At 66.9% G+C, this 22,423-nt stretch carries 15 protein-coding genes; 7 read left to right on the top strand and 8 right to left on the bottom strand.

The window, feature by feature from the left end; genetic code table 11:
- Positions 1–401: 401 nt before the first annotated feature.
- Entirely contained in the window at positions 402–671 is a 270-nt protein-coding gene (locus OG218_RS01875) for a hypothetical protein (RefSeq protein ID WP_328291506.1), read from the bottom strand.
- A 186-nt stretch (positions 672–857) separates the two neighbouring features.
- On the opposite strand from OG218_RS01875, the gene OG218_RS01870 reads away from it, so the two are divergent.
- Positions 858–2,735 carry a putative bifunctional diguanylate cyclase/phosphodiesterase gene (locus OG218_RS01870; RefSeq protein ID WP_328291505.1) on the top strand — a complete coding sequence of 626 codons (1,878 nt, stop codon included), beginning with the start codon at positions 858–860 and terminating at the stop codon, positions 2,733–2,735.
- Positions 2,736–2,812: 77 nt separating this feature from the next.
- On the opposite strand, the gene OG218_RS01865 is transcribed toward OG218_RS01870, so the two are convergent.
- On the bottom strand, positions 2,813–3,727 hold the full coding sequence (locus OG218_RS01865; protein ID WP_328291504.1) for a carbonic anhydrase: 915 nt from the start codon (positions 3,725–3,727) through the stop codon (positions 2,813–2,815).
- 530 nt (positions 3,728–4,257) lie between these two features.
- Between OG218_RS01865 and OG218_RS01860 the strand changes: the two genes are divergently transcribed.
- From OG218_RS01860 to OG218_RS01850, 3 genes are all read left to right on the top strand, one after another.
- Positions 4,258–5,766 (top strand): GAF domain-containing protein, encoded by a 1,509-nt coding sequence (locus OG218_RS01860; RefSeq protein ID WP_442906445.1) that lies wholly within the window; start codon positions 4,258–4,260, stop codon positions 5,764–5,766.
- Positions 5,767–5,839: 73 nt separating this feature from the next.
- Positions 5,840–6,118, top strand: a complete 279-nt coding sequence (locus tag OG218_RS01855) for a hypothetical protein (RefSeq protein WP_328291455.1) — start codon at positions 5,840–5,842, stop codon at positions 6,116–6,118.
- A 719-nt stretch (positions 6,119–6,837) separates the two neighbouring features.
- Positions 6,838–7,059: a hypothetical protein gene (locus tag OG218_RS01850; RefSeq protein ID WP_328291503.1), complete on the top strand. Its 222-nt coding sequence runs from the start codon at positions 6,838–6,840 to the stop codon at positions 7,057–7,059.
- Between the two features lie 114 nt (positions 7,060–7,173).
- On the opposite strand, the gene OG218_RS01845 is transcribed toward OG218_RS01850, so the two are convergent.
- The 6 genes from OG218_RS01845 to OG218_RS01820 form a co-directional block, all read right to left on the bottom strand.
- Entirely contained in the window at positions 7,174–7,659 is a 486-nt protein-coding gene (locus OG218_RS01845; protein WP_328291502.1) for a hypothetical protein, read from the bottom strand.
- 562 nt (positions 7,660–8,221) lie between these two features.
- Positions 8,222–8,329, bottom strand: coding sequence for a hypothetical protein (locus OG218_RS01840; RefSeq protein WP_328291501.1), 108 nt, complete (start codon positions 8,327–8,329; stop codon positions 8,222–8,224).
- A gap of 54 nt (positions 8,330–8,383) precedes the next feature.
- Positions 8,384–9,283: a GGDEF domain-containing protein gene (locus OG218_RS01835; protein ID WP_328291500.1), complete on the bottom strand. Its 900-nt coding sequence runs from the start codon at positions 9,281–9,283 to the stop codon at positions 8,384–8,386.
- Positions 9,284–9,555: 272 nt separating this feature from the next.
- A complete protein-coding gene (locus tag OG218_RS01830; protein ID WP_328291499.1) occupies positions 9,556–12,180 on the bottom strand; it encodes a putative bifunctional diguanylate cyclase/phosphodiesterase in 2,625 nt (874 codons plus the stop codon).
- 514 nt (positions 12,181–12,694) lie between these two features.
- Positions 12,695–14,668 (bottom strand): diguanylate cyclase domain-containing protein, encoded by a 1,974-nt coding sequence (locus OG218_RS01825; protein WP_328291498.1) that lies wholly within the window; start codon positions 14,666–14,668, stop codon positions 12,695–12,697.
- Positions 14,669–15,078: 410 nt separating this feature from the next.
- Positions 15,079–17,265 (bottom strand): putative bifunctional diguanylate cyclase/phosphodiesterase, encoded by a 2,187-nt coding sequence (locus OG218_RS01820; RefSeq protein ID WP_328291497.1) that lies wholly within the window; start codon positions 17,263–17,265, stop codon positions 15,079–15,081.
- A 419-nt stretch (positions 17,266–17,684) separates the two neighbouring features.
- Between OG218_RS01820 and OG218_RS01815 the strand changes: the two genes are divergently transcribed.
- The 3 genes from OG218_RS01815 (at position 17,685) to OG218_RS01805 (ending at position 22,294) form a co-directional block, all read left to right on the top strand.
- Positions 17,685–19,271 (top strand): methyl-accepting chemotaxis protein, encoded by a 1,587-nt coding sequence (locus tag OG218_RS01815; RefSeq protein WP_328291496.1) that lies wholly within the window; start codon positions 17,685–17,687, stop codon positions 19,269–19,271.
- A gap of 231 nt (positions 19,272–19,502) precedes the next feature.
- On the top strand, positions 19,503–19,772 hold the full coding sequence (locus OG218_RS01810) for a hypothetical protein (protein WP_328291495.1): 270 nt from the start codon (positions 19,503–19,505) through the stop codon (positions 19,770–19,772).
- A 167-nt stretch (positions 19,773–19,939) separates the two neighbouring features.
- Positions 19,940–22,294 carry a putative bifunctional diguanylate cyclase/phosphodiesterase gene (locus OG218_RS01805; RefSeq protein ID WP_328291494.1) on the top strand — a complete coding sequence of 785 codons (2,355 nt, stop codon included), beginning with the start codon at positions 19,940–19,942 and terminating at the stop codon, positions 22,292–22,294.
- Positions 22,295–22,423: the final 129 nt, after the last annotated feature.

Below are 22,423 nucleotides of genomic sequence, written 5' to 3'. Positions count from 1 at the left end.
GGCGGCGGCTATCAGTTGGAGCACGGCGATGGTGCGCAACTCGCTGCGTCTCGCCCGCACCATCAACCAGGATCGCTGACTCACGGTGCTCATCGTCGCTGACACAGACCATCCTGGCGCCTGCACGTCCGCGCTTGCGCCGGTGACCTCTTTTGGGACACGAAGAACCGGCGGCGGTCTGTGCAGGCCCGGGTGCTGCGCGATCGTCCTTCACGACCAAGCGCTCATCGCCGCGAGTAGCAGATCAACGAGGTCTCGTGGCGCCGCCTGGTGCTGGCGGAGCATCTCGGAAACGGGCGGCCGGAGGCAGCTGGGTCTGACGACGACCGGCGCATCCTCGGTGTCGTCTTCCGGGGCCTGAGCACTTCGTGGGCTCGAGGGGTGGGGCGGTCAGGTCCACCTCAGACAGGTGGCTCGGCGTCTCCAGCGGCCCGGTCAGTCCCGGAAGTGTGAGCCTCCTCGGCGATCTTGTGCTGGGGGTCGCCGGCTTCGGCTAGGGCCTTCTCCTCCAGCTCGTCCACGAGGTCGGCGACCTCTTGATGAGAGGCACCGGTCATGTCTTCGCCGCTGTCCTGCCCGCCCAGCTGGTCACTGCTTGTGCCGTCAATACCTGTGCCGTCGTCGGCAGTGCTGTCAACGTCAGTGCGGCTGCTGCTGGTGGGGTCCGTCATGCCGGACATCATTGCGTCTGTTTCCCAAACGTGGAGTCAGGGGATCCGGGGTGCAGTAGTTTGAAGCGATATGACGTGTCACCGCGGGTGGCGCCGGGTCAGTCCTACGACGCCGTGGCCTTCGGAGACGAGGATCGTCACAGGGTCAGGTGACCTCAGCTCGCTCCAAACGAGGGGGAGGGCACGATGAGCTCCGACGCAGGTCCAGGCTCGCAAACACTGCTCAGCGCCATGGTCGAGTTGGCCGCAGCCGCCAGCGAGGACATCAGCCCCGACGAGCTGCTCACGCACCTGGCGCACATCGCGGTGGAGCACCTGCACGTCGACGGCATCGGCGTGATGATCAAGACGGATGAACCGATGCGTTTCGTGCACGCCAGTCGCCCCGAGCTGGACGACCTGGAGGGGTTGCAGCAGCTGATGCAGGAAGGCCCCTGCCACGACGCGCTGCTCTTTCAGGTCGACGTGATCGTCGACGACTTCCGCGACCCGGTGCAGACGGCGTGGCCGCAGTTCGCGGAGCTGGCCCTGAAGGCGGGTTTCGCCGCCATGGTCGCGGTCCCGCTCCTCAGCCGCGGGCGTGTGTGGGGAACGTTGGACCTCTACCGACACCAAGTCGGTACCTGGCAGATGCAGGAGCTGCTGGCGGCGCGCCTGCTGGCCCAGGTGACCGCGTCCTACCTGACGATGGCCGCCGACCGTGACCACGCCCGCCGAGCCGAGGTCGAACTGGCTCACCGCAACAACCACGATGCGCTGACGGGCCTGCCCAACCGGGTGTTGCTCTTCGACCGTCTCGCCCACGCCCTGCACGCCGCACGACGTCACCAGCGCACTGTCGCGGTCTTCTTCATCGACCTGGATCGCTTCAAGGCCGTCAACGACACTCTCGGACACGCCGCCGGGGACACGGTGCTGAGCGTTCTGGCTACCCGTATGAGCGCCACGCTGCGCGATGAGGACACCCTGGCGCGTCTGGCCGGGGACGAGATGGTCCTGATGTGCGAGAACCTGCCGCAAAGTGATGCCGCTGAACTGCAAGATCACGTGCAGGCCGTCTTCGAGCGTCTGCGTCGCATCCTGGCTCAACCGATCCGCGCGGCCGGGGTGGATCTGGTGGTCTCGGCCAGCATCGGGGTGGCGTTTAGCAAAGAGCACCTCAGCGCCGATGACCTGCTGGCTGATGCCGACGCCGCGATGTATCGCGTCAAGCAGCACCACCACGACCAGCTGATCGAACTCGGCACCTCAGAGGGGGCAGCACCTGACCCGTTGCCGCTGGAGGCGGTGCGCTGGCACCGCTCCACCCGTCAGTTGGAGCGCCAGTTGGCGCGTGCTCTGCCCTACGGGCAGTTGCGGGTGCACTACCAGCCCATCGTCGATGCGGGCGGGGCCGTGCACGCCGTCGAGGCCCTGCTGCGTTGGCAGCACCCTGATCACGGTCTGCTGCCTGCGGCGGACTTCATCGACGTGGCCATCGCCAACGGTCTGATCGTGGGTATTGGGCAGTGGGTCATCGACCAGGCGTGTGCACAGATGGGCCGTTGGCTGCAGCAGCTGGGGGAGCGGGCCCCCCAGTGCGTCTACGTCAACCTCAGTGCCCGGGAGCTGGCCGACCCGGGTTTGACCGCGACGGTGGCCACGGCCGTGGCCCGCCACGGCTTGCGAGCCCAGCACTTGGGTTTGGAGTTGTTGGAGAGTGCCTTCATCGATCCGCAGGTGCTGCCCAACCTGCATGAGCAGCAACGTCGCGGGCATCCGCTGTCGGTGGATGACTTCGGGACCGGTTACTCCTCCTTGTCACGGCTGGTGGAGCTGCCGGTGCGTATGGCCAAGATCGATCGTTCCCTGATCGCGGGGCTGGGTCAGGACCCGCGCCGCAAGGCCCTGGTGAGCGCCGTGGTCACCGTTGCGAACAGTTTGGACTTGAAGGTGATCGCTGAAGGGGTGGAGACAGAGGAGCAAGCTGAGCAGGTCGCTCGTGCAGGTTGCCACTACGTGCAGGGTTTCCACTGCGGTCCCCCGCAGTCCGCGGAGGACCTCAGTGCTCAGTGGATGGAGTAGATGGGCGTGCACATTCGCGAGCACCGCCGGTCTTGAGCTGCCTATATTGTTGAGCCCAGCTCCGCTCGCGTGGACGTTCAAACGGTCGACTTCGACGCCGCCAGCATTGCTGCTATTGATGCGGTGGTTGCGTGGGCTGGTTCTACATCCCGGGCCTCGACGTCCACAAGTTTGAAACTCGGGGTCTCGACGTGGAGGCCTTCCTCTATGCGCGCGGTTTTCTGGTTGACGTCTTCCGCGGTGGGGACAGGGCGGCGGGCGGGCACGGGAACGACGAGTCCGGTGGTCAGTTCGTAGGTGGCGGCCATGACACCGACACGGGTGTGGAAGACCGCTTCGCTCAAGACGCTGGAACGCTGCTGGAGTTGTTCGAGGGTGGCGGCGGCGTGCCACCGGGCGAGGTCGTGGCCCTCGGTGAAGCCGGCGTGGTGGGCGGCGGTGATGTTGAGGCTGAGACGCTCCACCAGGCCGCGGATGTGGCCCCCGGGGATCGCGCCACCGGTAACGGCCTGAGCTGCAGCGGCAACGGCTCCGCAGCCCTGGTGGCCCATCACCAGTACCAGGTCGACACCGAGGATGCTGACGGCGTACTCCAGGGACCCCAGGACGGTGTCGTCGAGAGCGTGTCCGGCGGTGCGGACGACGAACAGGTCACCCAGGCCTTGGTCGAAGACGAGTTCGGCGGGGACGCGGGAGTCGGCGCAGGACAGGATCATCGCGAACGGGGTCTGCCCGGAGACCAGGTCTGCACGGCGCTGCACACCCCGCCCGAGGCCGGCGTCGCTCTCTCCGTGCGCCCAGCGGTGGTTGCCTTGCTGGAGCCGGATCCAGGCTGCGCTGCGCCGGTCGCCGGTCTGATCCAGGGTGTCCGCGGTGGCGCGTAGTTGGTGGTCCGGCTCGGTGTCAGGGGTGTCGTGCGGGGTGGGGGAGGAAGCGCGAACCGGGGGCTGTGCGGGGGTGAGAGCAGTCGTGGGTGTGGAGGGGAGGTTCATGGGCTTCTTTCCATTGAGGCGCGGGAGGTGCCTGATGGTGGTCGGTGCCGGACGGGGGGTGGTTGAGCGCTGCGGGGTGTAGAACGCCCGTTCGCAGCAGCAATGACGTCTGCGGCCGCCTGTAGACACCGCGCACCATCGGAGACCCAGGACGGGGGGTTCTGCTGAGTTATAGTCAGTTCTCATGAGTTTCTAGTTAGTTCTAGACAGTGGCTCGTACCCGTGCGTGATAACCCCGGCGAATGGGTGGCGTGTGGGCTCACCCACACGGTGGGTGCGGATACCGCCTGGGGAGTGAACGGTTCACGAACCGTTCAAGGGCCTGGGGAAAGACCCCGATGCCTTGAACGATCCACCACCTGGTGGGGCGTGTCACTCAGATCGGACCGAGAGCCGTGTTCACGAATCCCGCAGCGAAGACGTCGCGCGTCAGACTGTCCGGCAAATCGCTGGGTAGGTCGTCCGGGAAGGCGGCGGTGATCGCTGACCTGACCCGCCACGCGGCTGACAGTGACGCCGACGTCGCGGCGATGACGGAGGTCGTACGCGCGTTGGCGACGGTCACCACCCCGGGCGAGGCGGTGCGGGTCGCGTTGGAGACGGTGCGCGAACGCTTCGGCTGGGCCTACGGCTCCTACTGGACCCTCGACCCATCCGGTGAGCGGGGCCACCGCCGTGAGGCAGGTGTCCTGCGCTTCGCGCAGGAGTCGGGGACCGCGGGTGCTGAGTTCCGCGAGGTCACCCTGACTGCGTCCTTCGCTGAGGGTGTCGGGCTCTCGGGACGGGCGTGGCGTTCGCGTGAGCTGGTCTTCGTCGCGGACCTGGCCCAGATGACCGACTGCGTCCGGGCACCCGCGGCGCAGCGGGCCGGGGTGAAGTCCGGGGTGTGCTTCCCCATCATCGAGCACGGCCAGGTCGTGGCGACGATGGACTTCTTCACCACCGAGGAACTTGACCCTTCTCCGGGCCGGTTGGACGCCCTGCGCGCGGTCGGCGTGCTGGTGTCGGGGGCGTTGGAACGTGTCCACGAGCAGGTCCGCCAGGAGAAGGCCGCTCAGGACGTCGATGCCGTCTCCACCGTCATCCGGGAACTGACCACCGCTGCGGATGAGCAGAGCGCGCTGCGGACCGCGTTGGAGACGATCCGCCGTGACTTCGACTGGCAGTACGGATCGTTTTGGCGACTGGATGAATCCGATGCGCGGACACCTGTGTTGCGCTTCGAGTTGGAGTCGGGGGATGCGGGGGAGGAGTTCCGCCGGGTCACGCTCTCGGCGTCCTTCGCCAAGGGCGTCGGTCTCTCGGGTCGGACTTGGGCGAAGCAGGACTTCATGTTCGTCGAGGACCTCGGGGAGATGACCGACTGTGTCCGCGCTCCCGCGGCGCAGCGGGCGGGGGTGAAGTCAGGAGTCTGCCTGCCGGTGCTGGTCGGTGGGCGCCTGGTCGGGACGATGGACTTCTTCGCCACCCGGACCTTGATCATGTCGAGTAGTCGGGAGAGCGCGTTGCGCAACACTGCGTTCCTCGTGGGACAGGCGATGGAGCGTTTCGCTGCTGAGACCCGTCTGCACCAGGCGGGTGGGGAGTTGCTGTCCTCGATCGCGGAGGTGGAGCGCAACGTGACTTCCGCGGCTGAGGTCGCTGCTCAGGGGGAGTCGTTGACGCAGGAGGCCAACAGTCAGGTCGCGGCGCTGGGGCAGGCCAGCTCGGAGATCGATGATGTGGTGCGGGCGATCCAGTCGATCGCGGCGCAGACGAAGCTGCTGGCGTTGAACGCCACGATCGAGGCGGCGCGGGCGGGGGAGGCGGGTAAGGGGTTCGCGGTCGTGGCTGGTGAGGTGAAGGAGCTTTCGAGTCAGACCGAGCGTGCTACTGATGACGTGAGCCGGAAGGTCGCGACCATTCAGGATCGGGTGCAGGCGGTGGTGACGTCGTTGAGTGGGATTCATTCGGCGGTGGAGGAGATCAACCAGCGTCAGTCGTTGATCGCTGGGGTGCTCACGGAGCAGGAAGCCACGACCCGCGCCGTCCTCGCCTGATATCGAAATGGCGGCCGTTGAGTCATTGGAAAGTAGCAGAAGGCAGTAGAAGGTAATGGAGAGTGGTCACGAGATGAAGACAGTCCTCTCGATCGAGACGGCCCGTCCGGTCGCGATCCATGAGCTGAACGACTTCTTCGCCGGCTTCAGCGCCCGCGTTCCGGGGTGCTTCGTGTCTCAGGGGCCGAGTAGTCGGGGACGGGTCAGCGCGGTCATCCTCTCCAATCGTCCGATCCGGCTGGAGATCGCTGAGGAGGTGCTGGAGTCCTTTCCGCGTTTGTGTGACGCGATCACCGGCCTGGCGTTGCAGGAGAGCGTTCCCCGACGTCCGCGGATCCCCGCCCCGGCGTAGCGGTTGCCCGGCGCCTGTGTCCTGGCGCCTGTGTTCCGGGTTCCGGGTCCCGGGTCCCGGGTCCCGGGTCCCGGGAGGATGAGGCCGCTCCGCGGTGGACTCATATGGCAGCTACCGCCGCGACGTCGCAGTGGGCGGGGTGTCGTGGTTCAAGGCTGTGCCAGTGAGGTCGCGGCCTCGGCAGCGGAGAAGCAAGGATCAGGCGCGGTCGGGCCGTCGGCTACGCAGTAGGTGAACCTTGTGCACAGCCTCAGATACGTCACCAAGAGCTGCGATCGCGCCCGGGATGTTCAGCCACCACCCGAAGTCGTTGAGTAAGATCAGTACCGCCATGAGCACCATCAGGATCGCCAGGACGATGTCCAGTGGGACAAGGGCTTTGTGCTTGAGTGGCGTCCCGCGTTTCCAGCGAGCGATGCTCTATCGCTGGGCCGGCTTGGGCATGGTGTGGGGAACAGGGCACAGGACGCATCGTGGTTGAGCACCTGAATTCCTGACAACATGGTCACTCGTACGGGGAGATGACCGTGCGCTGCGCGCACAGCGAGATGACCCGTAGATTGCGGTAGCGGCAAGATCAAGGCGGAAGTACTGATCGTCCCAACCGATGCGACCTGAACTGATTCTCAGGTGTATTGGCCACCTATCGAGGGAATGCATAGCAGCAACACAGGGGTTTCGGACTCAGTGGCGAACGGTCCGCGCCCGATGTGGTGACCATGACCATCACCAGCAGCACCGCGTCCACCGGGAGCAGCCAAGCCTTTGCTGTCGCGCAGCAGAAGCTCCAGACCGACCAGCAGAAGCTTGCCCAGGACACCGTGGCTAGGGCCTCGGCCACCGTGCTGGCTGCGGACCAAAAGGCGATTGCCGCTGACCAGAAGGTTGTTACCGCAGCTCAGGCTGCGGCCGCGAAGGGTGGCGTCGATACCTACCTCTGAGCGGGGACGCTTTGAGTCGGGGATCTCTCAGGGCCGTGATTGCACGCTGAGAGCGGGATGACCCTGACATCGCTGGTGTACTTCCGTCACGGCAGGTACGGCGGTGGTGAGGAGTTACCGGTCGACCCTGAGTGCTGCTCGTTCAGTCGCTAGGAGGCGGAAGCGACCGCCGGGGTCGGGATCGAGGAAGGTGATGGTGCGGGTGGCCTGACCCCGGTCGTCGATGACGGCGAAGGTGTCCTGCTCCAGGCGACGGATCTCGTTGCGCTCGATCGAGGAAGTGAACCCGGCCGCCTCGCTCTTCGCCGCGCTCTCGTGGCGAGGGTGGCTGGTCAGCCAGAGCCGGCCCTCGACGTCGGACGTGACCTCGAAGCAGGACTGCCGCGTGGAGTAGCGCCCGAGGAACGGCTCGGCGTCCAGGACGCGGATGCTGGCCTCGGGGGTGGGGAGGGGCGGGGCGGGTGCTACGTGGGCCAGGTCGGCGAACAGCGGGTCCAGCAGCCGGCGGGCCAGGCGACCGCCGTCGTCGGAGTTGGTGAGCACGACAGCGGCCAGGTCCTCGTCGGGGGCGATGGCGAGCAGGGCCGCCACTCCGGGCATGCCGCCGCCATGCTCGGCGAGCCGGGGGCGCGGTAGCCGTCAGCCCAGGCCCTGGAAGGAGGGGGCCGGGACGGCCGGGCGGTGCTGCAGCTGCGGTTGGAGCATGAGGGTGGCTGCTTCGGCGGAGAGGAGCTGGGCGCCGTCGGGGGCCGATCCCTAGGTTGTTCCACGGGTCAGGAAGAGGCGCCCAGGCTGAGCAGTCCGCGGGCGGACATGGCGAGCTGGTTGCCGGCGGCCGGGTTCGACGGGGGTGTGAGTGACCACCGCCGTGTGGGACGCAGCGGGGCTGAGGGGGTTGCCCGCACATGCCCGATGGCGGTGCGGAAGGCCAAGGCCTGCTCGGCGCTGAAGGCGAGCTCTTCGATGCCGAGGGGGTCGCTGAGGTGGTGTCGCAGGGCCTGTTCGTAGGGGGGTCGCGCAGGACCTCGACGAGGCGTCCCACGGTACCGAATCCGGCGTTGCAGTAGGCGAAGTACCGCCCGGGTGCGCTGTGCTGGGGGGCCTGGGTGACCAGGTCGGCGACGAGGCGCTCGAGGGCGTCGTGGCCGGTGGTCGTGGGTTGCTACAGGTCACCGTCGAAGCCTGCCGTGTGAGTCAGCAGGTGGCGGAAGGTGATTCGCGCGCTGGCCCATGCGTCGGCGGTGTGGAACTCGGGCAGGTAGGTCTGCACGGGCGCATCCTTCCAGGCGGGTTGCGACCTCCCGCAGATCCATATGGCAAGACGTCAGGCTGGCGTGGTGGTTTCGACACGGTCACGTCCTGCGGCTTTAGCGCGGTAGAGAGCGGCATCGGCGGTGGTGAGGAGGGAGTGGAGCAGCTGGATCGTGTCGTCCTCGGCGGTGATCACGCTGCTCGTGGCAACGCCCAGACTGATCGTGACCGACGGCCAGTTCTGAAGACCGCAGCCGGCGACAGCTGCGCGCGCTCGTTCTGCTACCGCCGCGGCGTCGGCGGGATCCAGGTGAGTGGCCGCCCAGGCGATCTCTTCACCGCCTAGACGCCACAGGACGTCCTGGGATCGGGTGGTGGCGGCCAGAACGTCCGCCACCGCCGCGAGCACCTGGTCTCCAACGAGGTGACCGTGTTCGTCGTTGACTCGTTTGAAGTGATCCAGGTCCACGACGGTTATACTGATCCGTTCCCCGGCACGGCGTGCCTCGTCGACGAGGCGGGGAAGTCGCTCCAGCATCCCCCGACGGTTCAACAGCCCCGTGAGCGGATCGAGATCGGCCATGCGCTGAGCCGCGACGCGAGCCTGTTCCAGCCGGGCCAGCAGGACCCCCACTACCAGAACGGGCACGCAGACCAGGGAGGCCATCGTAGTGGCCACGTAGGTCCGTACTTCTGTAGTCGCCGGTAACTGGACAGCGATGACCAGGGTGATCAGACAGGACACCAGTGTTGAGACCATCGCGCCGCGGCGTCCGATCAGGACGACAGCGACCAGAGGCAACACCGTCAGGACACTTAGACAGATCCAGCGGAGCGAGACCTCGGGGTAGGTCGTTCCCTCGGCCAGCATGAGCGCCTGAAGAGTCGTGACGAGGACGACCCCGGTGCGGGGTGAGATGCGCCGTCGCGGAAGGATCAGAATCGTCAACGCGGTGTAGGTGACCGCGGCCATCAGAGCCAAGGTCTTGTGGCCCTGCAGAGAGACTGCCGCTGCATGTCCGTGGAGCCACCACAGTCCGGCTGCAGCTAGTGCGAGCATGAGACCGACACTCAGCGAGGTCCACCGCTCGCTGGGGATGGTGAACTGCAGCCGAACCGAACCATCATCTCGGGGTGTGAGTCTCCGCAGCACCTCGCGGGCGATCGTGACAGGGGTACGGGCGATCTTGGCGGTTTCTCCGATCGGTGCGCTTCGGAAATGATCATCAGAGCGCCGGGGTCGGTTCATGGGTGCGCCCCGTGGAGGGCACTCTGGCGGCGTACCTGACTTTCTGCGGTGGTCGCGCCTAAGGTGCGGGTCTCGCGCCACGTCGCGAAAGCGACGCCGTCCAGGGGACGGCTGACGTGATAGCCCTGAATGACGTCGCAACCGTAGTCGGCGAGGGTCTGCAGGGTGTACCCATCCTCGACCCCTTCGGCGACGGCACTCAGGCCCAGGTTGTGGGCCAGGGTGATGACGCTGGCCACGATGGTGGTGTCGGCAGGGTTGATGCTCATGTTGGTGATGAACGACCGGTCGATCTTCAGCTCCGACAGCGGCAGGTTCCGCAGTTGCGCCAGGCTGGTGTAACCGGCGCCGAAGTCGTCGAGGGAGATGGCAACACCAAGGTCGCACAGGGCGTGGAGCAGCACCGTAGCCCGTTCTGGATCAGTCATGACGGCGGTCTCGGTCACCTCGAGCTTGAGCAACTGGGGGTCCAGATCGTGACGGGCCAAGGTGGCGGCGACCCTGTTCGGCAGGTCCTGTTCCATGAGGTTGCGTGCCGAGAGGTTGACCGCCAGCGGGACGGCGTGACCTGTCGCGGACCACCGCGCTGCCTGGGACACCGCCAGCTCGAGCACGTGTTGGGTGAGCGGGCCGATCAGCCCGGTGCTTTCGGCGAGGGGGATGAAGAGGTCGGGGTTGATGAGGCCGTGTTCGGGGTGGTGCCAGCGAAGCAGGGCTTCAGCCCCGAGTAGCTCTCCTGTCCGACTGTCGACCTTGGGTTGGTAGTGCAGCCGCAGCTGGCCGCTCGGGTCAGTTCCTGCATCACCGTCGTGATGGAGGAGGCGGTGCAGGTCGGTCAGTAGGTCCAGACGCTTGCCGCTGTCCGGGTTCATGGTCGGGTCATGGACTGTGATCTTTTGTCCAGTCTGCTTGGCCTGGTGCAGGGCGATGTCGGCGCGTTGCAGCAGCGCAGTGAGGTCGATCCCGCCAATTCTTCCTGGGGCGATCTGCATGCTGGCGATCGATTTGCTGGCGGTCTGTTCGCGGTTGATCTGTGCGACCTCGTGCACCGCGATGCCGATGCTGATTTCGACGGTGAGGTCGATCTGTCCCGAGCCGGTGGTGATGGTGAACGGTTCTTCGAGGGCGCTTTGCAGCCTGGTGGCGACCTCACGGGCGAAGCAGCCTGGGTTGCCGTCGTGCTCGGGGCTCTCGGGCCCGTCCACACCATGCTTCGAGGCGTGCCCTGCTCCGGCCTCCTCGGCGGTGAGGCTCAGCGCGTCGGCGCCAGGCGTGAGGTCACTTAGGAGAACAGCGAACTGATCACCGTCCAGACGCGCCACGACGTCTTCTTCTCGCAGGACGGCTCGAAGTCGCGGTGCGACCTGCATGAGGAGTTGGTCCCCGACCAGGTGACCAAAAGTGTTGTTCACGTCCTTGAACCGGTCCAGGTCCAGGAGAAGCAGAGCTGCGGCCGGCGATTGCGCTAGCTCTATCGCCTGCACCGCGCCGATCGTGCTGGGCAAGGTGATGCTGGGCAAAGTGGTGCTGAGCGAGGCGGTCTCAGAGGGAGCGACGGTGTCTGCCGCGTCTCGGTCTGCCACTTCTCGCAGACGTCGCGCCAGGGACAGCCGGTTGGGAAGGCCGGTCAGTGGATCGTGCAGGGCGCGATGTTCCAGCTCCTGCTGCAGGTGATGCCGCTCGGTGATGTCGTGGGCGGTCAGCACGATGCCCGAGACGGCCGGGTCGTTGCTGAGGTCTTGGACCACCAGCTCGAGCAAGCGTTCACCACCTGGGACGTGCAGACGTAGGTCGAGACGGGCGAGGTGCTCTGGCCGGGCGTCGCGAACCGCTGCGCTCAGACGCCGGCGGTCGTCTTCGTCGAGCAGGTGCAGCAAGTTCTGTCCCTGAAGCGGTGTCTGCTCCCCGAGTAGGCGTTGCAGGGAGGGACTGAGGTAGGTCAGCGATCCGGCGCGCTCACAGACGAGCACCAGGTCGGCGCTGTGCTCGATGAGAGCGTGGTAGCGGGCTTCGCTAGCCCGTTCGGCACTTCGACGGGTGTTGTTGGCGGTCCATCGCTGCTGCAGGACTGCGGCGGCCGCGATCGAGATTAGGACGAGGGCCAGGACTCCGACGTCGCTGAGGTGTTGGGCCCGACGGGCGGCGTGGGAGAGGGTGGTGGCTTGACGGTCCAGCGCTTCCGTCAGTGTCTCGAAGGCGGGATCCACCACCTCTTCGTCCTGCGTGGTAGCGCCGGCGTCGTCTCCGGTCTGGAGCAGGTTCAGTTCGGTGTCCACTGCGTGGTCGTACTGCTGCTGGGCCACGCGCAGGGATGTCGTGTTGCTGCTGGTTGCGGCGGTCCCTGCGCTGCTGCCGAAGGTTTGCAGGAGCCTGCTCTGGTTCGCGACAGCGGTCAGGAGCTGGGCGGTATGCGTCCTAGAGTCAGTGATCTGCATGCGGACGTCGTCGATGGGGACGCGGCCGCTGATGGCGCGCCATTCCAGTGCATCCTGTCGGTGCAGTTCAGCGCTGGCCGCGCGAAGATCCCGTTCGGCCAGCAGCCCCCGCTCCCCAAGGTGCTTCAGATGCAGGGTGGCCAGGGACAGCAGGATGAAGACGCTGACCACGAGCGTGATTCCCACCAGGCCAGCACCGCGTGACCTCCGCTCCCCGATCCCAGCGCCGGAACTTATCCCCACCATAAAGTTGTCGGATGCTACTGCTGTGCACTGGCTCGACCGACTGGGTGAGCGAGAGTGTGCTGCCTCCGTCTTGCTCGACCCGCAGAACCATAGTAGGAACGGACTAGAAGGCGGGTGACTGCTGAGACCCATTTGTCCCGACGCGAAAGGTTCTACGGCCTTTAACCCAACTCGCGGTCGTTGGTATGAGCGAGCGTTGCGCTCGTCGGTATGAGCGAGCGTTGCGCTCGTCGGTATGAGCGAGCGTTGCGCTCGTCGGTATGAGCGAGCGTTTTGCTCCTCGGCATGTGAGGTCGTTGCTGGCCGCTCGAGACCGCGCGCACCGCGGGATGACCGTGCGATTACGGGTGACCGGACAACGCACTGAACCGCCTACCGCCATAACGTCTGGCTGGATCCGGTCTCTTGCCGTCAAGGTCGGAGCTTGCTTGCGGGTTGCACGTCACCTCCAGGTTCATTCTGCGGCAGGTGCGGTCCTCTCGAGGTGCAGCGAGGAGCACACGATCGTGGTGTCGCGCCCGCCTTCCTTGCCTCGGTAGAGCGCCTCGTCGGCCTGGGCGATGACTTGCGCTGCGGTGAGTCCTGGACTCCACTGCGCCACCCCGACGGTGCAGGTCTGCCCCCGCGGCACGAGAGTGCGGATGCGGTTCACCACGACGCGCGCGTCTTCCCCGGTGCATCCTGGCAGAGCCAGAACGAACTCTTCCCCACCCCAGCGTGCGAGGGTGTCGATGCCGCGCAGGCACGAGGAGGCCGCGTCGGCGAACTCGCGCAGCAGCGCATCACCTTCGAGGTGGCCGTGGGTGTCGTTGTACCGCTTGAAGTGGTCCAGGTCGATCATCGCCAGCGTCAACGGCGCCCCACTGCGTTCGGCTCGCTGGACCTCAGCGTCAACGACCTGGTCCCAGCGACGACGGTTAGCCAAGCCGGTCAGCGAGTCGCGTTCCGCCGCCTGTGCCAAACGCGCCAGGAGTTCGGCCCGTTCGATGGCGTGAGCAGCTTCTGCCGAGAGCGTCTGCAGCACAGGGAGGACATGGGATGGCAGCTGCTGGTGAGGGGTTCGCCAGTAGACCCCCAGCACTCCAACGACCCGCCGGCCGGGCAGCACCACCGGCTGCCAGATGCCTGAGGCCGTGCCCAGGGTCTGCACCAGACGCGCGGAGGCGGCGGGGTGCGCGGGGACGTCGGCGACGAAGAGGCTGCGCCCGGCGGCCAGGGCTAGACCTGGTAGCGAGGTCTCCCCGGCGGGGACGTGCAGGGAGTCCACCGGCAGGCCCACGCTCGCGCTGGTGCCCAGGTTGCCCTGCTCATCAGGCTGCAGGAGGTAGACGGCATCGGCGCCGGTGAGGTCACGTACCGCCTGGCAGATCACTTCGTGGGGTTCCTCAGCCGTGGCCAGGGCCCGCGAGGCTTCGGCCAGGGCTTCGACCCGGGCGGTGTGCGCGGCCAGCTCGGAGTGGGCACTAGCCAGTTCGGTGTGGGCTGCACCCAGGGCCTGGGCCTGGGCGCGGTCTGCGGTGACGTCGGTCATCGCGACCACCGCCCCCAGGGGGGTGCCGTCGGCGCGGCGCATTAGGCGACCAGAGCACACCACCATGCGTCGTGAACGGCCTCGAGGAGCGATGACGATCTCCACTCCGTCCACCGCCCCCTCGCGCAGGACGCGGTGCACCGGGACGTTCTGCGCGGGCAGGGGGGTCGTGCCGTTGGCGGCGAAGAGGGCGTAGGTCCCTGCGTGCTCGCCTGGGTCCAAGGACGCGTCGGGACCCAGGCCGTGCCAGCGTCGGGCGGTGCGGTTGAACGAGGTGAGGTGACCTCGTGGATCGACTACGACCAAGCCGACGTCGATGGTCTCCCCGATGACCTCGCTCAGCTCCCAACGTTCCTCTGCCTCGGCCATGACCACCGCCATCAGCTCTCGCGCCTCGGCGGCTTCCTGAGCCTGGTGCTCGGCCAGACGGGTCTGGCGGCGACGTTCGAACAGCGCCACCAGCACGGTGGCCAGGTCGCGCAGGACGTCCATCTGCTGCTCGTCCAAGTGGCCGGGGACGGTGTCGAAGACGCACAACGAGCCCAGTGCATGGCCGGCGGGGCTGATTAAGGGGGAGGAGGCGTAGAAGCGCACCTTTCCCAAGCGCCCGTCGACCCAGGGGTTGCGCGCGAAGCGGGGGTCGAGGGAGGCGTCGACGACGTGGACGAGCTCGCCGTCCTCGAAGTGCAGCGCGCACATGGAGTCCTCGCGTGCAGAGTCGCCACCTTCAAAGCCTACGGTGGTGAGCTGGCACTGGCGGTCCTCGTCGATGAGATTCAGCGTCGCGTGCGCCACCCGGGCCACGGCCGCGGCGGCGCGCACCACCGCCGAGAGCTCATCATCGGCGGGGGTGTCGAGCAGGCGGTACTCGTGCAGTGCTGCTAGCCGCGCGGACATCCCGGTGATAGGGACGGGGGCGGGGAGGTCAGAGACGGGGGGCCAGGCGAGTTCACCTTGCCCGGCTTCTTGCTCAGCGTCGCTTTCTCGCACCTCACGGGCAACGGTGAGCCGGTCGTTCTTGTCCACCGAGAGAGCATCGGCAACCTCGGTCGTCGAGATGAGGACATTGCCGTAGCTGACTTCGGCCAGCACCCGTCGATGACGGTCTCGACGACAACTTCTCGCCTGCATCGATGGGGTCTGCTACACGCGCGATCGCTGAGGGCAGACACGGTGGGCTTCGCTTACTTCCGTGAGTCCGCTTACTTCCGTGAGTCCGCTGTGCCCGAACGAGCCTGCGGTGACAGCACCGTCGAGAACAGCGTATGGACGAGCCGTTCCGTGTGTGGCGACGATCTGTTCCTCACTCAGGTCGGCAGCTGATGTGCGCGCGGAGCCGTCGAAGTTGTTCGGGTGGTTTCGAGTAGGTGCTGGGGGAAGGCGGAGGCGGGGACGGGTGGGGAGTGCAGGTAGCCCTGCACGCTGTCGCAGCCCAACCGGGCCAGGGCGTCGAGCTCGTGCTGGTGCTCGACGCCTTCGGCGACGACGTGGACACCGAGGCGGTGGCCCAGGTCGATGACGGCGCCCACCACGACGTCATCGACTGCGTTGTCGGGTCCGTGGGGGAACATTCCCAGGATGAAGGACCGGTCGATCTTCAACTCATCCAAAGGCAGCCGGCGTAAATAGGACAGCGAGGAGAAGCCGGTGCCGAAGTCGTCGATGGAGCAGCGGATCCCGGCGTGACGCAACAGGGCGAGGACTTCGGCGGTCGTGTCCGGGTCAGCGACCAGGACGTCTTCGGTGATCTCCAGGCACAGCAGTCGTGGGGGGACGTTGTGGCGTTGCAGGGCGTCCAGCAGCCGCATCGGCAGGGCGAGTCGGGGTAGGCAGTGGGCGGTGACGTTGATCGAGACGGGTACCTCGTAGCCGGCGCGCAGCCAGGTGGCGCACTGGGTCAGGGCTGCTTCCAGGACGCGGGTGGTGAACGCCTCGGAGAGGTCGGGGCTGGTGGCCATGGCGATGAACTCGCTCGGTGGTAGGACACCGCGGGTGGGGTGGTTCCACCGGGCCAGGGCTTCGACCCCGAGGAGTTGTCCGGTGCTGACTGACACCTTGGGTTGGAGGTGGACCACGATCTGGCGACTCTCCTGCCCGCGGAGTCGGGGGGCGAGGTCCGCACCGGGGGTCTCGCCGAGCCGCTCGCCTGAGCGTTGGTCGAGGGTGAGGTCGCAGTCCAGGGCCTGCTGGAAGTCGTTCAAGGCGGTCAGGCGTTCGGTGGTGTGCTGGTCGTGGGTGGGGTCGTAGAGGCTGGTGCCACTGCCGGAGGTCTTGGCCACGTACATCGCGACGTCGGCTTCGCGCAGCAACTGTTCCGCGATCGCTGCGCGCTCTTCGACGGTAGGCGAGCTGGGCGAGCTGGGCGAGGTAGGTGTGGGGCGGGTGGCGACCCCGATGCTGACCGAGGTGCTGACGGTGGTGCCCAGCAACGTCGTGGCACGTCCGATGCTGCGTCGCAGGTGCTGCGCCAGTTGCAGGGCCTGGTCTGCGTCTAGGCCTGGGAGGAGGACGGCGAACTCGTCGCCGCCCAGGCGCACGGTCAAGGCGTCGGGGCTGGTGGTGCCGCTAAGGGACTCGGTCAGCGAGCCGGCGAGAGATGCGGTCAGGGACTCGGCGAGCGACGCGGTCGCTCTGGCGGCGACCTCGCGCAGCAGGTCATCACCGGCGGAGTGGCCCAGGGTGTCGTTGACGGCTTTGAAGTGGTCCAGGTCCATCGCCAGGATCGAGACCGGGGTGTCGGTGGCCAGGGCGGTGGCCAGGGCGGTGTCGAGGGCTTCGGCGAGGGCGGTGCGATTCGCCAGGCCGGTGAGGTCGTCGTGTCGGGTGCGGTGATGCAGCTGTTCTAGGAGACGTTCCTGGGTGGTGCGGGCGCGTTCGCTGAGGGTCCAGGCGGTCAATGATCCTAGGCAGGCGGCGATGACGAATCCGGCGTGGATGGCGGCGAAGAGCCAGGGGTGTTCGCTGTGCATGGCGGCGTGGCCGTAGACCTTGTGCGGCCAGAGGGTGCCGACTACGCCGTGTTCGAGGAGCACGATTCCGGCGGCGACGGCGAAGGGTGCCCAGTCTTCGTAGAGGGCCACGATGGGGATCATCACGAAGAAGTGGAAGTGGGCTTCGATGTAGCCGCCGGAGACGGCGACCAGGAAGGAGGAGCAGGCCATCAGCCCGGCTGCGGCGGCGCAGGAGGCCAGTACCGGGGGTAGTGGCAGGCGCCCGCGGGTGAGGTGGTCCATGGAGGCGGCCAGGTAGAGCAGGGCTGGGGCGCAGAGGGTGAGGAGGGTGTCGGTTGAGGCGTGGCGCAGCAGAGCCCATCCCAGCAGTATCGGGAGGTGGACCAGGAGGACGGTGGTGACCCAGCGGTGGCGGACTCTCCAGACCGGTTCGGAGAGGTGGGATCGGCCCGGGAGGCGCCAGGTCTGCTCGTCCTCCGCCTCAGCGGTGGCTGGGGGTGCAGCCGCGGTGGGGGGTGTGGACAGGACGGCGGTCACGTTCACCTGTCGGTTGATGGGGTGGGTGGCTGTAATGCACGTGGTCGGTGTCTCCGGGTCGGTGTCTCCGGGTCGCCGTCTCCAGGTCGGGGGATGGCGCCTTGACGTGGCGGATGTGGCTCGGGGCCGTATGGCCGTGCCCGGAAGGAACGCGCACCTTCGCGCGTACTGAGGGATGACCATGCGCTTCGCACGCACCGCGGGAGGACCGGGAGAGGCAAACCGCATCTTGGCTTCTACCTGGCCGACGCACGAGGCACCTGCTCGACCGGTTCGACAACGTCGCCAGCGTGGGCGATATCGATCATTCAGCTCGGTAACTCCTGCACCGAGACCGTCGCCGGCGAACGTTAAGGACGGCTGTCGGTCAGTCGATTGGTCACTGTCTGGTGCCGCTCCGGTGCCCTGGTGATGGGCGGTCGGTCATGTTCTCCTGGGTGCGCGACCTGCGGGTCTCCTCGAAGTTGTTCGCCGGCTTCGGCATCGTCTCGCTGCTGCTGGTCGTCATCAGCGTCCTGGGCATCATCCGGCTGGGACAGGCGCAGGCGAACCTGGACAACCTGGCCACTTCCGGAATTGGGTCGGTGGACACCAGCGACAAGGTCCAGACCGCATTCGGCGTGGTCCGCCTCGACATCGCCAACGCCGGACTGGCACCGGATACGGCCGGTACCACCGCGGCGTTGAACCAGCTCAGCACCGACCAGACGGCCTTGGATGCGGCGTGGACGGCGTACCTGAGCACCAGCCTCGACAGCACCACCGCCCAACAAGACGCCTACACCACCGCGCTGGCCACCTACCGCACCGCTGTGCAGACACTGATCCCCCTAGCCCAGGCCAACGACCTGGACGGGTTCGTTGCTCAGCGCACCGCCACCGCGGTCCCGGCTGCGACGACGGTGCAGGAGGCCATCAGCAAGCTCACTTCGGTGGAGACCCAGGCCGCGACGACCATTGCCGCCGACGCCCGGACCGCCTACCACCAGGCCGTTGCTGTCCTCGCCGGGTGCGCCGGGACGGCGCTGCTACTGGCGATCTTGATCTCGACATTCATCGCCCGGTCGATTGCCCGCCCGCTGGCGAAGACCGTCACCGTGGTCGAGGGCCTGGCCCAGGGCCGGCTGGACCAGCGCATCGACCACGTCGGCAAGGACGAGGTCGGGCGCTTGGCCGCCGCGACCAACGCCTCCATGGACAGCCTGGCCGCGGTGATGCGGGAGGTCACCGACAACGCCGCCACCCTCGCCGCCTCCAGCGAGGAGTTGACCGCGGTCGCCACCCAGCTGTCCTCCGGTGCGGAGGAGTCCGCGGCGCAGTCGCAGGTGGTCTCCGCCGCGACGGAGGAGATCAGCGCCAACATCGGCACCGTCGCTGCGGCGGGGGAGGAGATGACGGCGGCGATCAACGAGATCGCCACCTCCACTGCGGAGGCGTCTTCGACGGCGGCGACCGCGGTCGCTGCGGCCGGGGACGCCGGGACCACGATCGAGCGTCTGGGGGCCTCGAGTCGGGAGATCGGTGATGTGGTGAAGCTGATCACCACGATCGCGGAGCAGACGAACCTGTTGGCGTTGAACGCGACGATCGAGGCGGCGCGGGCGGGGGAGATGGGTAAGGGGTTCGCGGTGGTGGCGGGTGAGGTGAAGGAACTGGCGCAGCAGACCGCGCGGGCCACGGAGGTGATCGTAGCGAAGGTGAACGCCACCCAGGCCGACGCGGCGGCGGCGACCGGGGTGATCGCGGAGATCGCGGAGGTGATCTCGCGGATCGATGGGTTGCAGGCGACGATCGCGGCGGCGGTGGAGGAGCAGTCGGCGACGACGGCGGAGATGGTCCGCAACGTCACCGAGGTCTCGACGGGAAGTCAGGAGATTTCGGCGAACATCGCGGGGATCGCGGCGGCGGCGGTAGAGACCACGACGTCGGCGTCGCACACGGCGACCACGGCTGCGGACGTTTCCCGCAGTGCCGCGCAGTTGCAGACGCTGGTCAGCCGTTTCACGTTGTGACTTCGTCGTGGTGGCTCAGTCCTGTGGTGGCACGGGTCGTAGGAGGCTGCGGATGCAACCGCTGATGGGCGGCAGCATCGGGCAATGGACGGCAGCACCGGGCAGCACCGGGCAGTGGCGGGCAGTGGCCGGCAGTTACGGGTAGTCGCGGAAGAATGGACGGGTAGAGAGCGGTGAGGCGCCCAGAACGACCCGGTTCAAGTTTTTCAGGTCCTACTCAGGAAGGCAGCGATGAGCAAGCAAACAAGAAGCCTGAACGAGTTGATCAAGACCGTGCGTGCTGACGTGGTGGAGGTAGAAAAGGTCGCCGCCCGCCTCGAACGGGCGAGAGAGCAACAGCTCGCCGCGGCTGAGGAAGATCTCACCGTCGTGGCGGACTGGTTGCACGACGTGGCCCGGATCGCGGCCCTCTCCTGTGATCAGCCCGACCCGATCAGCAAAGAACTCGGCGCGCGGCTCGAGGCCCACACCACGACCCTCGAAACTCACCTCACCAGCTGAGACGTGCTGGAGGGGGACACCCGAAAGAACCCGCTACTTCACACCTTCCTCCGATACCTAATACCCCCCGATCCAACGTCCCGCACACCCGCCGGCAGACAACACCGCAGGGTCGCTCACCCGATACGCCTAGTCATCAGTCTCACATCGTGGTCGATGGTTGAGGCATGCGGAAGAGACGAAACATCAGTGCGGGCCATCGCATCGATGGATCACGGAGGATCGTCGCGGTCGCGGCGGTGCTTGTTCTCTTTGCCGCAGTGATGACGATAACGTTGAGTTTGAAGTCCGTTGGTGAGCAGAGCGTGCGCACCGAACGCGACCTGCAGGCGATCAGCGCCGAACTGCACAGTCAGGACGCCCTGGAGTGGCGGGCCATCAGCGGCCGGGTGACACCCTACGACGTGGCTGAGGAGCTGACGAGATCGCGTACACGGGCTCGCGTCCTCACCACCCGGGCTGAGAGTTCTTCGTCTAGCGAAAAGCTGGCCAGCGCGCAGGATCGTTACGACAGCGCCGTCGATGACGAACTACGGCTCTTGAGTGTCGGGCGGACGCAGGAAGCCGAAGAAGTTGACGAGGCCGAGGTGGACCCGGCCTTCGACGCCGTCATGGATCTCCTCCAGGAGCACAGTGGCGCGGCGTCCTCGGCCGCCGCGCGGGCGCAGTGGCTCAGCAACGCCGGCATCGTCATCACCGTGGCGTTGGGGTTGGGCTTGACCGCGTTCGTGGAGAACCGCCGCCGGCGGGCCCAGCTACGGCGTGACGCCGAACGCCGCAGCGAGGCGCGCTACCGCGCTCTGATCGACCGCTCTTCGGACTTGGTGCTGGTCAGCGACCGTGAGGGGGTGCTGAGTTACCTCAGTCCCTCCGCGCAGCGGGTGCTGGCTGTTACCGGTGCTGGGGCCGGCACTGTCGTTGGTGCGGGTGCGGGTGCGGGTGCGGGTGCGGGTGCGGGTGCGGTGCTGAATGTGTTGGCGTTGGTGCACGAGAGCGACCGCGACGCGCTGCGTGTGGCTCTGCAGCAGGTGCACCCTCAGCGCGGCGTCACCGTGGATGTGCGCTTGCGCACCGACTCGAGCATGCGGACGTTGGCGATCTCGGTGCAGGACCTCACGAGCGACCCGGCTGTCGGGGGTCTGGTGCTGACCTGCCACGACCTGACCGAGCGCCACGAGCTGCAGCAGCAGCTGGAGCACCGCGCGCTGCACGACACCTTGACCGGCCTGCCTAACCGGGCCCTATTGGCAGAGCGTTTCGCGCAGGTCCTGGGGGCCTCCGCTGATGGGGGCGCGGGAACGGGGTCGGCTACCGCGCTGCTGCTCATCGACCTGGACCGCTTCAAAGAGATCAACGACACCCTGGGCCACCACTACGGCGATGAACTGCTCATTCAGATCGACCCGCGCTTGCGCCAGGTGCTGCGAGCCGGTGACACCATCGCCCGTCTGGGCGGAGATGAATTCGCCGTCCTCCTCGCCGGCGTCGGTGACCTGGAGACTGCGGTGGCCATCGCCTATGAGCTGCAGGAGGTGCTAACGCTGCCGTTCGAGGTGGAGGGGGTGACCTTGGACGTGGAGGCCAGCATCGGTATTGCCTTGTCCGGGATGCATGGCGATGATCCCGCGGCGTTGATGCAACGTGCGGATGTGGCGATGTACGCCGCGAAGCAGCACGGGGTAGGGGTCGCCGTCTACGACTCCAGCATTGATGGGCACAGTCCCGAGCGGTTGGCACTACTGGGGGACCTGCGTCGGGCGTTGAGCAACGATGAGCTGATCTTGCATTACCAGCCCAAGATCGCCGTCGACACGGGTGAGGTGTGCGGTGTGGAGGCGCTGGTGCGTTGGCAGCATCCGCAGCGCGGAATGATCGCTCCTGACGACTTCATCCCGCTGGCGGAAAACACCGGCTTGATCGGGCCGTTGACGACCCGGGTGCTGGAGCTGGCGCTGGGGCAGGCCCGTCGCTGGGTCGATGCGGGGGAGGCGTTGCAGGTGGCGGTGAACCTTTCTGCGCGCAACCTGCTCGATGAGCGTCTGGACCGCCACGTCGCTGAACTGCTCACCCGCTACGGGGTGGCTCCGGCGTTGTTGAAGCTGGAGGTGACCGAGAGCGCGGTCATGGTTGATCCGGTGCGGGCGCGGGCGGTGCTGCAACGTCTGCATGCTCTGGGGGTGCAGTTGTCCATCGACGACTTCGGTGCTGGTTACACCAGCCTGGCGCACTTGAAGAACCTGCCGGTGAGTGAGTTGAAGGTGGACCGTTCCTTCGTGGCGACGATGCAGACCGACTCCAGCAACGCCATGATCGTGCGCAGTGTCATCGAACTAGGTCACAACCTCGGTTTGAGCGCGGTGGCCGAGGGTGTCGAGGATGCTGCCGTCCTGAAGGCGCTGGCGGGCTATTCCTGCGATGTGGCGCAGGGGTATCACGTGTCGCGACCGTTACCTGCGGACGCGTTCGAGCGGTGGCGGGCGGCCTGGCCGGGGATAGCTGAGCACCAGGCGATCGCGGGGTGAGTCTTGTTCGGGCCGTGGGCAGTGGTCTGTGAGGTCGTAGGTCGTGGGGATCTGCCCAGACACTCGTTCAGGCCGTTGCTGCGGCCTGATTTCCCCTACCGACCGGAGCCAACCCCAGTCGGGGCCGAC

The organism is Kineococcus sp. NBC_00420, from assembly GCF_036021035.1.
Lineage (GTDB): Bacteria > Actinomycetota > Actinomycetes > Actinomycetales > Kineococcaceae > Kineococcus.
The sequence above is the reverse complement of the archived record's forward strand: the minus strand, read 5'-3'. Positions and strand labels throughout refer to the sequence as shown.